At 45.3% G+C, this 12,875-nt stretch carries 11 protein-coding genes; 3 read left to right on the forward strand and 8 right to left on the reverse strand.

The features are described 5' to 3' along the window. Positions 1–254: hypothetical protein (locus WD077_00855; protein ID MEX0965760.1), on the forward strand; the 254-nt coding region annotated here is incomplete at its 5' end. Here the strand turns inward: WD077_00855 and WD077_00860 are convergent. Next, positions 225–797 (reverse strand): hypothetical protein, encoded by a 573-nt coding sequence (locus tag WD077_00860; protein MEX0965761.1) that lies wholly within the window; start codon positions 795–797, stop codon positions 225–227. The genes WD077_00855 and WD077_00860 overlap by 30 nt on opposite strands. Positions 798–1,569: 772 nt before the next feature. Here WD077_00860 and WD077_00865 point away from each other — a divergent pair. Next, a complete protein-coding gene (locus WD077_00865; protein ID MEX0965762.1) occupies positions 1,570–2,196 on the forward strand; it encodes a hypothetical protein in 627 nt (208 codons plus the stop codon). Positions 2,197–2,306: 110 nt separating this feature from the next. On the opposite strand, the gene murF is transcribed toward WD077_00865, so the two are convergent. From murF to WD077_00900, 7 genes are all read right to left on the reverse strand, one after another. Further along, on the reverse strand, positions 2,307–3,686 hold the full coding sequence (murF, locus tag WD077_00870) for a UDP-N-acetylmuramoyl-tripeptide--D-alanyl-D-alanine ligase (GenBank protein ID MEX0965763.1): 1,380 nt from the start codon (positions 3,684–3,686) through the stop codon (positions 2,307–2,309). Positions 3,687–3,769: 83 nt separating this feature from the next. Further along, the gene (locus WD077_00875; protein MEX0965764.1) at positions 3,770–4,036 is read right to left on the reverse strand and encodes a hypothetical protein; all 267 of its coding nucleotides are present in this window, start codon (positions 4,034–4,036) and stop codon (positions 3,770–3,772) included. Between the two features lie 130 nt (positions 4,037–4,166). Beyond that, the gene (locus WD077_00880) at positions 4,167–7,202 is read right to left on the reverse strand and encodes a type ISP restriction/modification enzyme (protein MEX0965765.1); all 3,036 of its coding nucleotides are present in this window, start codon (positions 7,200–7,202) and stop codon (positions 4,167–4,169) included. 183 nt (positions 7,203–7,385) lie between these two features. Beyond that, complete coding sequence (locus tag WD077_00885; GenBank protein MEX0965766.1) at positions 7,386–7,535, reverse strand: T9SS type A sorting domain-containing protein; 150 nt, start codon at positions 7,533–7,535, stop codon at positions 7,386–7,388. A gap of 55 nt (positions 7,536–7,590) precedes the next feature. Further along, positions 7,591–9,957 carry a TonB-dependent receptor gene (locus WD077_00890; protein MEX0965767.1) on the reverse strand — a complete coding sequence of 789 codons (2,367 nt, stop codon included), beginning with the start codon at positions 9,955–9,957 and terminating at the stop codon, positions 7,591–7,593. A 123-nt stretch (positions 9,958–10,080) separates the two neighbouring features. After that, positions 10,081–11,172 carry a glycosyltransferase family 4 protein gene (locus tag WD077_00895; protein ID MEX0965768.1) on the reverse strand — a complete coding sequence of 364 codons (1,092 nt, stop codon included), beginning with the start codon at positions 11,170–11,172 and terminating at the stop codon, positions 10,081–10,083. Positions 11,173–11,229: 57 nt separating this feature from the next. Beyond that, on the reverse strand, positions 11,230–12,336 hold the full coding sequence (locus WD077_00900) for an SGNH/GDSL hydrolase family protein (protein MEX0965769.1): 1,107 nt from the start codon (positions 12,334–12,336) through the stop codon (positions 11,230–11,232). 111 nt (positions 12,337–12,447) lie between these two features. On the opposite strand from WD077_00900, the gene WD077_00905 reads away from it, so the two are divergent. Beyond that, a complete protein-coding gene (locus WD077_00905; GenBank protein ID MEX0965770.1) occupies positions 12,448–12,807 on the forward strand; it encodes an MGMT family protein in 360 nt (119 codons plus the stop codon). Positions 12,808–12,875: the final 68 nt, after the last annotated feature.

Raw genomic sequence — 12,875 nt, forward strand, 5'->3', positions numbered from 1 at the left:
TCTCTTTAACATGGAGCAAAAATAACATATTGCTACCTAAGCGCCTATACCTATTCTTTAATATTCCTGGACTGCACGCGTTACGCTTTGCTAAACGCGCGCAAACTGAAGATTTTCTTGGGATGTACTTTAACCTCTTTTCATCTTTCGATGCGGCTGCACCACGGTGGGCGCATGCATGCCTTTGCCGGAAAAAGCCAACAATAAAAATTGGTGTGCATTCATTATTTAAATTTCACTACCTCGGCTCTTAATAAATTTGTAGATAAAATCAGTGCTTCTCCTTCAGGGCATTTTCTATTCATTTTCATCCAAAGTTCATGCATCATAGCACCAGGCCCTATATTTCCAGGATGCCCAATTTTTATTTCACAAATTACTTCATACTCTTGTATTGGATTTGATTTAAAAAACATGTAAGTATTATTTACCAATGAAGTTTTGCCAATATTCTTCTCATCATCCGAAAGTTCGGGGTCGCTGAATTTTATAATCGTACCTACATCCATATCTTCCGTCTTCAAAAGAAGCGCATCGGCTTCTATGCCTTTCTTTTGGAATTTTTCTATCGCAGTGCTCAAAGCTGCCTGCGGGCCAAAATGAGTCGCCTCCACGCCCTTAATAGTTCCCAGGATTTCATACTCATGAATGGGCTCTGCCATGTAAAAGATCGTAATTCCTTTTACAGAGAAAAACTTTCCCAAACTATTTTTCTCCGGTGTGTCGTCTCCCACAAAGGAGCTCAATATCAGAAGCATCAACATTAACGCGGCTGTAATAAATCGTATCTTTTTCATGGGGCCAAATTAGTAAAGACAGAAATGGTTTCCAACGTTACCTTTGGATTGATGACAAAAGAGCCAAAATATTTTTTGCGCATGAATGTTATTTTTTACCTGTTGGCCCTCCTGAAAATCCTGGACTGCACGCGTTACGCTTGGCTAAACGCGCGCAAACTGAAGGAGCCCTCATGGCCTTCGATAGGCAAAACTTTTATGGGGTATTGGACAATCACGTTCAACAACCGGTTCCTTTTGCCCTCGTCCGTGGTTTTGTTGATTTCTTGAACTACAAAGTCGCACACACAAGTATGGTAAAATTCGGCAGCCACATAGTTTTCAAAAAAATCCTCCGTGATCTTTTTCAGGTCAGGTGCATCATCTGCAAAAGGGAAGTTGATGACGGAAGTATCAAGATAAGCGGTTGACTTTGGCCCCTCAGCGCAAATTTGGCTAAAAGTGTCACTTTGAGCAGGAAATGATGGTGAATGCAGGCCGCTCCATGCTTAGGCGGTTTCAGATGGAAGGGCAGACGTTGGTGACGCAACTGGTGGCCGAACGGCTGCTATTGACGCATTGAGTAGATCGGCAAAGGCACGAGGGCATCCTCGCGCCAGGGGGTGAGTTCGAAATGCTACAACAATAACCATTATAAAATGCTTTAAGACCAGAGTTTATCACCGGTCTTTAAGGACAGCAGGCTTTATAACGAACCTGCGACAAGCCAAACCCAGAGCATATGAAGATGATTAATGACAAGCCCGACTACGGAGTATTCATAATCGAATCAATGGAACTAGAGGATGAGAAGAAGGGAAACCTTGATGGCAAAATACTTAAATCTATTCTGGATATCTGTCAAATTCCAAATACTTACTTTTACTTAAGGACTAAAAAAGAGTTTAAACATGCGATCAAAGAATTTCAAAAATCTAATTTTGGGTTCTTACATATATCATGTCATGGAAATGAAGAAGGAATCTCTACAACATTTGATTATATATCGTTTGACTTATTGGAAGATATTATTCAGGAGAAACTCTCCTACAGAAGGCTCTTCTTATCTGCTTGTGAAGCAGCCCGCTTTGAACTGGCGCAACGTTTCATTCCCAAATACCACTGCTATTCTGTTGTTGGATCCCCAGATTCAATCTACTGTGATAAAGCCGCAGTTTTTTGGAGCACCTTTTATCATCTTATGTATGAATCCAATCAAAAGCGAATGCCTCAGATAGAGATTATGCCAACCTTGGCCAACTTAACCAAGGTTTTTAAAATTAAACTTAATTATTATTCTATTATAAAGAATAGCAATCCTAAAAGCATAGATCATCTTAGAGAGATCCACTATCAATCAGGTGACAAGGAATTTGATAAGGTGAAGAGTAGCGGGTCTAAGAACATATTTCGGGCTTAATAAGCTATTGAGCAGCGATGCTCAAACTCAATCATGGACCCGCCCAAATTGTCTATCAAAAACTGCCGATGGGCTGTATCCGAACCAAGATTGAATATCTACTACCTTGCTCAAACATCTAATTTGCCATTTTCCAGTGTTCTTACCACTATCTCAAGTGAGACTGCCTGAGATCCTTGTAATAGAACAATGTCATTTCTGCCAATGGCATTCAACAAATGTTTTGAGGCGAGAATTGAATTTTCGAAATGCTCCCAATTATTTATTTTTGCTTCCTCACCAATAAATTTTGCATATTCACCAACCGTTACGAGCGCCTCGACTGCCCCTAGCTTTGCCATTAACCTCCCAATATGCCGATGCGCTTCTTCACTATGAGTTCCCAACTCTAACATTTCGCCAATCACCGCAACCGTTCGCTTCCCTCTTTGCCTCATTTCAGAAAGGGTATATAAAGCTGCTTTTATCGAGTCCGGGGCAGCATTATAGGTGCTGTCTAAAAGTATTGCCCCAATTTTGGCTGTAGAAGCCACACCTCTGCCTTCTGGGGTGTAAGAAGTAGAAATGCGATTGGCTATATCTTCTTGCTTGACTCCAAGTTCCATACCTACGGTGTATGCTATAGCCGCATTATATGCGTGATGTTTACCTAAACAATTAACCATTGTAATAGGGACCCCATTCAACCTAAAAGTGGGATTGCCAGCCTGATTTAATTGAATATCACTTATTCTTACATCAGCATCTTTGTTTTCTCCAAATGAAACCACCCTGCAGTTCGCCAATTCTTTTATAAAATCAAAGAACTGATCATCCTTATTTAGTATGATCACCGCCTCTGAATCCATGCCTTCATAGATTTCCGCCTTTGCCTTTGCGATATTCTCACGTGTTCCAAGCATTTCCATGTGGGACATTCCGATATTGGTAATGGCCGAGATAGTAGGTCTCGCAATCTTCGACAAATAATTTATTTGATTAAGCCCTCTCATGGCTAACTCAACAACGGAGCATTGATGCTCCTTTTGTAATTTCAAAAGTTCTATTGGAACACCTAATTGATTATTGAAATTCTTCCTGCTTTTATGAGTTTTATATTTACATTCCAATGTGTGAGCGATCAATTCTTTTGTGCTGGTTTTGCCAACGCTACCCGTAACCGCCACTAAAGGAATTTTTAGTCTCCCTCTCCAAATTCTGGCTAAATTACCCAACGCTTCTACCGTAGAGGGTACTATCAATTGAGGAATATTGATATCAAGGTCCTTTACTTCATATTCAACCACAGCTGCAATTGCCCCAGAGTTTTGTGCCTCCCGTATAAAATCGTGCCCGTCCACGCGATTTCCCCTAAGTGCCACAAACAAAGTTCCTTTCACAACTTCTTTGGAGTTTTGAGTAACATCATTCAAATAGTCCACGGGTGAAATGTATTTGTTTGGTCGACCTCCGATAGCTACGCAGGCTTCAAATAATGGAATAGTTATCATGGTAAATCATTTTTAAGGTTGATAAAAGCGCAGGCCCTCCCTACGAGAACCTGCGCTCCAAATATAAATCTTTCCGATCAATCCTATCTCCTCACAACCTTCCCAACCCAAACATCCCCACCAATCCGCCCAGCAGCAACCTCTGCCAAATCCAGCGTCTGAGAGAAAGTACCGGAAGCTGAAGCCTCGCGGGAAAGCACGACATTTCCCACCAAATTAACCACGGAAAGCTGCACATCGAAGTTGCCATTCAACTCCTTCTGTAAGTGCAGCAGACCATTTGTCGGGTTCGGGATTTTTCCCTCCCTTATGCTCAAGAAAAACGTTCTCTTCTCTTTTTCGTACTTCATCTGCCAAGGTATAAATGCCCGTTGCTAAATAAAATACAGGAAGAATATTTCTAAAATGAGAGTCATTCCTGTTGTAGTCTATTTTAAGAAGGTGATCTAATCTATAGATGTCTGTACTCATTGGTTACTATTAATTTATCTTAATATTATCCCCCATCTCTCCCACAATCTCCACCGTCCTCAAACTCACCGTACACACTTTCTTCAGCAGTTCTGCCACGTCAAAAATATATTCTTCAAAATCGTACGTATTAAATTTTTCTGCGATGGTTTTGTCACGGGGTTTTTTGGGTTTGTATTGGTCCAGCACCCACTCCAGGGCTGAGCGGTTGCCGAGCTTGTACTGCCAGGCTTCCTGCGGAATGCCGCTAAGCTGGATTGAAGTTTTTCCACTGGAAAGAAAAATTTTCCCGTCTGTCTTATCGGCTTTTAGCAGTGTCTTTAATTTTTGGTTGGGTATCGATTCCCCCTTTTCTATTGCGCTCCTCAGCGGGTGGGGTTCTGCATTTTCAAAGTTGATGTGCAGGTCCATAAGTTCTTTGCCCCATGCTGCCCACTGGCCGAAATCCTCATAGAACGGCAGGCGCGGGAAATCACGCTTCAGGTTTTGGGCGTATTTCTCGCGGTAATGCGGGTTGTGCAGCACTGCGTAGGCGTAGTGGAAAATGTCCTCGGCCGTGATGCTTTTGTCATTGTAGTGCTCGCGGAATTGTTTCAGGCCCCAAGCGGTGATGTTGTCGGTTCTGCCTTTTTCTAATTTGCGATAAAGCGGAATACATTGAGAATCTCCTGTAAAATGAAGGTCGGCAATTTTATCTGTGGCTAAGCAAAAGAAATCCTTACTATTGCCAGGTGCATTAAAGGTGATAACCGTATTTACTTGAGCAGCCATTATTTCCCGCCACTGATAATTCATAGCATTTAAATGTCTATCAAAGTAAAACCATTGATTTACAAATGGTCTGAAAGCTCCTTTTATAATTTGATCAGTTGTATAAGTTTTGCTGATGTTTCTTTCAAAATATTTATTCAGTTCCCTGTCCCACTTAATGCTCATTTTACCAGAAAACTTAGGGTTCTTCCGGGTTTTCTCATAAACCTCAATCAGGTATTTCACCTTCTTTTCCAGCGTATCTTTATTGAAATCATAAACCCATTCATCGCGCTGGGTCTTAATTCCCGAACTAAACAGTTTAAATACAGCCTTCTCGCTTTTCCCGGTCTTCACCTTTTTGTCTATTATTGGGAGCAAGTCGTCAAAGTTGTTATCGGTGAGTTTGATCCAATTATGCTTTTGGCTCGGAATAATGTGCTGAAATGAAATGTCTTTTATTCGTGATTTGGCAATGAAATCCAACTTCCGGTCAGCCTTTGCGTAATCTTCAATCTCATTGTAGTAAATCTTAATGCGCTCGCCCTTTTCTTCTTCTCTCCTGATTAGAAAGTAAATGGCAACACCCACTTTGATTTGATCGGAAAAGATGTTCCCGCCTTGCTTGCGCCTGGGTTCGCCTGCTGTTCTTGCATCTCCCTTTAAGTTCACCACGTACAGGGAACTGAATTCTTTCTCAATTACCTTTCTAAATCCATCAAACGCGGTTCCGTTGATGAAGGAACTATTAGAGACAAAGGCAACAATACCATTCTCCTGAATCCGGTCGGTTGCCCACCTGATAAACCGCACATACATGTCGTACAGCACGATCTGGTTTTGCGCGGAGCCTTGCTTCACATAAGTTTCCTTGATGCGGCTATCAATGAAGGGGTACTTGCGGTTGGCATTCTGCAGGTTGTAAAATTCCTGCTTGGCGTTGTAGGGCGGGTTGCCAATCACCACCGAAATCTTCTTCCGGTTCTGCTTCTTGATACGCTCGGTGTTTTCCAGCGAAATGCTGAAAAGATCGTGCTGCTGGCCATATCCGGTAAAGTCCATGTTGTCCAGCGTATCCACAAAGCAGATGTTGGGGAATTCCAAATACTTTCCCATGCGCTGGCGGAAGGTGTATTCAATGTTCAGATTGGCAATGTAGTAGGGCAGTATAGCCACCTCATTTGCATGAATTTCATTGAGGTACTTGTACTCCAGCTTGTCTTTGCTAATGTGCTCCATAATGTCCGTGATGAACGTGCCTGTGCCCGTAGCGGGATCAAGGATGTCAACTCCCGGGTCTTCTAAAAACTTCCCGAAGTGTTTATGCAGCAGCCAGTCGGTGCTCTCCACCATAAACTTCACAATCTCATTGGGCGTATACACCACGCCCAGCCTGTCGGCCGCTTTAGGATTGTAGACTTTGTAGAAGTTCTCATAAACGATCTTGAGGAACTTCTGCTTTTCCTCATAATTGCTAATGGCGCCCGCAGCCTCCCGGATGGCGCCATAAAAAGGCTGCACGCGGTTCATCAACTGCCTGCGCACATCACCTTTAAAGAAGGTGTTAATCACTACCTGTAGCTGCTGCGCCACGTTATTGTCGCGGTGAAAGTGCGATTCATGGTAAACCGTGGAAAAAAGCTCGTCCGTCAAGATGTGCTGGATGAGCATTTCGCGCACATCGTCCACGCTCAGCTCGGCATAAATGGCCTGCTTGCCCATTTGCAGGAATTCATCACGCGCCTGCCGGTACTTTGGGTTTTCCGTTGCCTGCTTATCAATCATTACCCGCAGTGCCTCAATCACCTCTGGAATGTCTTCCTTGAACTTTTGGATGGCACTCCTGAATTGCCGTACCTCTGGCCGTTCGTAACTCAGGAAGGCATTGAGCAGGCGGTCCAGCGCCTCCCCGTCCCGCATGTTGATGCGCATGGTTTCTTCCCCATGCTGTATCAGCACCGCCTGTTGTGAATCCTCGAATAGGATATTGCTTTTTGGATAGCCCAGCTTCAGCTTTTTGGCAATCTCCTCGTCCAGCGTGTCGTACTTGTCCTTGCTTTCCCAAAAGCCCCATGGCAGACGCAGCGAATCTTTCACTGTGCCATCCGGGCGGACGGTCTTTTTGTTGGGGAGTTCGTAGGGCAGTTCCGGGATCAGCATCAAGCCTTTGCTGTCACAGTACTTTCCAAGCAGGTTATCAAATGCACCCCGAATTGCCGATTCATTCCTTGAGCCACCATATTGAATTAGCTTCTCTAGCTCACGCTGGTATTCTTTGACAAAATATGTGGTCATGCCGAGTGATAAATGAGCGCCAATAATAAGGACTATTGCAAAGAGTTCCGCTATTTATTATTTGGCCCTAAATCAAACCACTCAATACTGCAATACACTTTCTTGGGTGGAATGGGGATAATAAAAAAAACGCCCCATTCCGTACAGCAGAATGGGGCGTTGATAATTATGGGAAGGAGCGTGTTACTTCACCACCACCAGCCTTCTATAATGTACAGCACCGCTCAATGTTATTTTCACGGTGTATACGCCCATGCGCAGATTAGCAATATTAATCTGGCCTTGAGATTTATAAACTTCCACCAGCTTACCGCTTCCATCAATCAGTTCCACCGTACCGGATTATGCCCTGCCACAAATATTTGAAACGGAGGCAAAACCAACCCCTCTAAAACTCAATCCTATACTGCGGCACGATGAACAGCCCAAGCTGGTAGTTTTTTCTCACTTGCTGGGTTTGGGGATCGTAGCTCAGGGTGAGGATGTTTTGCGTATTGAATATGTTCTCCACGTTCAGTATCCATTCCTGGGAGTATTTCTTTTTATTGTTACGGAAGGAGATTAACACATTGGTTTTGAAGAATGGATCGTATTGTTCTGAATATGCCAGGTCGTTGTTATAAACTGCGCGGCCTTCTCTTGCCGATTCTTCTAAATTGATGGGTGTATAATTTCTGCCGCCAGCGTACGATACTTTTACATTTCCTGCCAGGAAATTATTTTGGCCTATTTTTAATTCATATCCGCCAAGCAGGTTGAGGATGTAATTGTAATTAAAAGCCGTATTTCTTAATATGTTGTCGCTGCCGCGGTATTTCGATTCGAAGAAGGAGCCGGTGAAGAGCAGGTAATAATTATTGCTGAAAAATTTCTCAATGGTGAGCTCTGTGCCGTAGTTGAGGCCGGAACCATTATTTTCAAGGCTGTCAACGAAGGGTAGTCCGAAATCTGCCCCAAAGTTCAACATGCTGAAAGCGTCTGGACGGCTCATTACGGGCACATTGTATATATCCTGATAGTACCACTCCGACTTAAGCCGCCATGATTCGCTAATATTAAAATCGTAGCTAAAAATATAGTGGTTGCTGTAGGTGAAATCCAGGTCCATGTTGGTTTTGGCGAGCGTACCATTGCCCATTTCGGTGGTGGTGAAATATACCTGCAAGGGCTGCATCTGGCTGTGAATGCCAAAGGCAAGGCCGAAAGCATGGCTGCGCCACGGGCGGTATTTCATGCCCACGCGCGGCTCTGCGGAGATAGCATTATTGAGCAACAGGAACTGGGAGGCTATGCCCCCGGAAATATCCAAGTGCTCTGTAATGGCAAATTTTCCCTGTACAAATGGTTGGAGGGTGTAGGTGCTGCCATCAAATTCGGCAGTTGTTACAAAGCGGTTGTTTATCCTGCTCACCACGCTGTCGAGTGTTTTGAATGAAATCCGGTTTAGCCTCACACCGGTTTCTGTGGTAAAGTGAGCACTGAATTTTTTATTGAGCGAAAGGGCAAGCGATTGTCGGATATTGCGGGTGCTGCCCCTGAAAAATGGTGAAGGTTGCAACCCGTTCCGCTCCACAGAATCAAGCTCCGCGAATTCGCTCTGTCCGCTTATGGAGAGCGTGGTCTTGAGCCAGGTGGTGGTGTTGATGCGGGCGATATGGTTCAAGCCCACCACGCCCATTTGCGTTCCATACCGGGTATCCGTTCCATTCAGGTTAAAATCCCATTCATCCGGGTCGCGCTCGGAGTCCAGCATTTCAATCCAGCTAATGCCGCCCAAGCCAAAAAGGGAGAAGCTTCCCAGTTTGGTCTGCGGAAAGTTGAGCTTCAGGGTAAGGTCCTGGTACTGCGGAATGCCGACCACACCAAAGTTAATTCCCACCAGCTCAAAAATGCCGAGGGTAGAATAGCGGTAGTTGGCCAGATAGCTGGAACCTTTGCCGCGATTTATGGGACCTTCTGCCCCGGCTTCCAGGCCATTAAAACCCATTTGCAAAAGGTACTCGCGCTTTTCGTTGTTGCCATTGCGCATCTTCAGGTCAAATGCTCCGGCCACGGCATTACCATATTCGGCAGGAAAAGCTCCCGTCAGGAAATCGCTGTTGGTGAGCAGGTTGTTGTTTAGCATACTCACCGGGCCTCCCGTGGTGCCGAATCCGCCAAAGTGGTTTGGGTTGGGAATGTCCACGCCTTCGAGCCGCCACAGCAGGCCCAGCGGAGAATTTCCCCGGATAATGATGTCATTGCGCGAATCGTCAGAACCGGATACTCCGGCAAAGTTGGCGGCCATGCGCGAAACATCGCCCCGTGCACCGGCATAGCGCTGCGTTTCTTCTACTGAAAATTGCCGCGCACTCACAGTGGCCATCTCGTTGTTGGCTTCTTTCTTATCCTTTTTAACCACAATGGTTATTTCTTTGGCCATAAATGCCTTTTCTTCCAGTTCAATGTTCAGCACCACCTCTTTTCCTGTTCCCACCTCAATATTGCTGACACGCTGTTCCTGATATCCAACATAAGTAATGAGGAGGCTCTGCCTGCCAAGTGGCACTTCTTCAATTCTAAACCGGCCATTAATGTCGGTTGTGGTACCGCGCAATGGTTCTGAATCCAACAGCACAATATTGGCCCCGATGAGCGGCAGTTGCGTTCCGCGGTCTGTTACCGTACCGCGCACCGTTTGCGTCAGTATTTCCTGGGCATGGAGAACGGGTTGGGAAAGTAGAATGAGGAGTAAAAATGGGAAAAGCCGTTTCATATTTCAGTTGCTTTGAAATTTAATATTCAGCACAAAATTATTAACTGCCAATTTTCCCTGTAAAAGAATGGGACGAACTTTAAAATATTGGGACGGAGGGATGAATCTTTGTCCGGGAGAAAATCATCCCACCACCTGGCGATATATTTCCAGCGTCTTATGGGCCGTCTGTTCTTTGGAAAACTGTTGCACCTTTTGGAGGGCTTGCCTGCGAATATTTTCGCGCAATGGCTTATCATTTATGAGCCTTAATACCTGCGCTGCCAGCCCTTCATGGTCTTGCACCTCAGCCAGCAGGCCGGTTTGTTCATGCGCCACCAGCTCCGGAATGCCGCCAGCCCGCGTGCCAACCACCGGCACTCCGGCAGCAAAAGCATCCAGCACCGAAGTGCCCAATCCTTCTGTTTGGGACGTAACGAGGAAAATGTCCAGGCTCTGGAGTAGCTTTATCACGTCTTTCCGGAATCCTGTCATCACAACGTGATCCTGCAGTTGCTTTTCACGAATGTATGCCTCTAGCGGCTGGCGCTGTTCGCCTTCACCAATCATGAAGAACCGTGCATTCAATCCGCCCGCCACCAGCACTGCGATAGTATCAAGAAATGTAAAGTAGTCTTTATGCGGTGCAAGAGCCGCCACATTGCCGATAAGCAGATGATCGTCCGGCACGTTAAATTCTTTTCGCAGGAAATTTTCCTGTGGTGGGTTGGCAAACTTGTTCAGGTCAATTCCGGAATGCACAGTGACGAGCTTGCTTTGATCGCGAATGTCCTGCTTCATTATTTCTTTGATCGCATCGCTCACGCATATTATCTTGCGGAAGGCCCGGTGGTTATATTTTAGCCGGGAAATCCACGTTTGCTGTATTCTGAAATCCACTCTCCGGCTCACCACCACCGGGGTTTTATTTGCACTGAGGGCAGAGGCAAAGGCGAGGTTATGGGCATGCGCATCATGTACATGCACAAGATCGGCTGAGAGTCGCTGGCAAAGGCGCTTCAACCACCTGGCATACAGCAGGGGGTATATAGTCCGTTTTATGACCGGCAGGCATTCGACCTGATTTGCATCACACCATTTTTCCATTTCACTTCCTTTGGCGGCCACAACCACTTGCAGGCAACCCTGCTTTATCAATTCCTGCACAAGGTAGGCTACCTGCTGCTCGCCACCCCGCCAGGTGCGGGCAAGTGCTATGTGAATAATGGTGTACAAAATGGGCGTATTCTGTTTTACGAAAAAATAGTTTGAAATTTTAATTAAGGACTTCGTTCACAATTCTGGATTTAATTCTTCAGGAAATTCATCCTGCAAAAATTCATAAATACTATTGGCAATGACTGTATTTCCTGCGGCATTATTATGAAAATCATAAGGTGCCAGAAAAATGATTGTATCGCGCCCGGCATTTCGCATATCCGGAGTTAAATCCAGAAATGGCACATTGTGCTGCTTGCACATCGCTTCTATTAATTCGGGCATACGGGTAGAAGATTCAGGCTCATAAACGACAACGATGCTGGGATTATAAATGAAAACCGGCTGCGCATTTTGCTCCCGGCATGTTGTGAAAAACAAGTGCAGGGCAGTCAGGTAGTTTGCCACCAGTTCATTCGTTCTGGCTGAAAAGGGTTCTTCAAGGATCCACTGGTCGCCACCAAAATGTTTTCGAAAGAGGGCGATGTTTTTCTCGTGCTCGTCCGGTTCCCAGTCTATGCCTCGGTTGAAGTAATCAGAGAAGTTACTGGTCTTCTGTTCCCAGATGTAGCTGTAAATCGCGTTGCATGCAGCCGAATAATTTATCAGCCAGATAAAAACCTGGTCTGTCAGTTTCATATTCCGGGGTTGGAAAGGTGCTTTCAGCCGCAGAATTTCGTCCAGGTCTTTGTCAAGCAGTTCAGGTATATCATTGCTGGTAAAAGTGAGGAGCACAATATCAGGGTTTAAAGGGAGCGCCACTTCCCGCAGCAGTGCAAGTTCTTTATCAATGGATGCCCGTCCCCGCGCCACATTCAGCACTTCGGCCGGTGCACCCTGCGATTTGAAAAGCTCATTCAGCTTATGCGTCCATATTTCCTCATTATCCAGGAAAAATCCATCGGTTACGGAATCGCCAATAGCGGCAATTCGGAGGGCTGAAGTATCTTTTCCTGGCTCGTTGCCCCGCAGTCCCAGCGAGTTGGTTTTCACCCGGTATGGAAAAGTACCCCAGGTGAGTTCCATATCTTCATTTGGCGGATAAATTCCTGTATCGGTCATCCGCAGAAAATTGAATTTTTCGTTGGGAAATCCCATCAGACGGAATACAATTTCCACCACGGCCAGGACAATAAGTGTGGGATAAATGAAGCTGAAAAAACGGAGCAATGAATTTTTCATAGGATATGTGGCGGCAAAAATAAAAACAAGTGAGATAGCAACCCCCTTTGCGTGGAATTGTAGCCAAACCCAGACCTTTGAACTTTCATTTGGAAATGGAAATAAATAAAAATGAAAACAGCGAAGCCGCACGAACAAACGGATTTCTTTCAAAATGTGTATGCTGTTGCGCGGCTAATTCCGAGAGGCCGGGTAACGAGCTATGGCGCAATAGCCAGGTATCTTGCCTCCGGTTCGTCAGCGCGGATGGTGGGGTGGGCCATGAACAAGGCCGGATACCAGGTGCCGCAAGTCCCGGCTCACCGCGTGGTAAACCGCAACGGCATGCTCACCGGCAAGCATCATTTCGCAACCGAAACCTTGATGCAGGAGCTCCTGAAAAGCGAAGGCATTACCGTGGAAGATGATAAAGTTGTGAATTTTGCCATGCATTTCTGGGATCCCACATTAGAATTAAAAAATATTAAATGATATGATAAAACCTCCAGCCCATCATTCACTGTTTCACTGCTTACTGTTTCACTCCTCACTATTTCACT

It is taken from the genome of Bacteroidia bacterium (genome assembly GCA_040880525.1).
Lineage (GTDB): Bacteria > Bacteroidota > Bacteroidia > CAILMK01 > JBBDIG01 > JBBDIG01.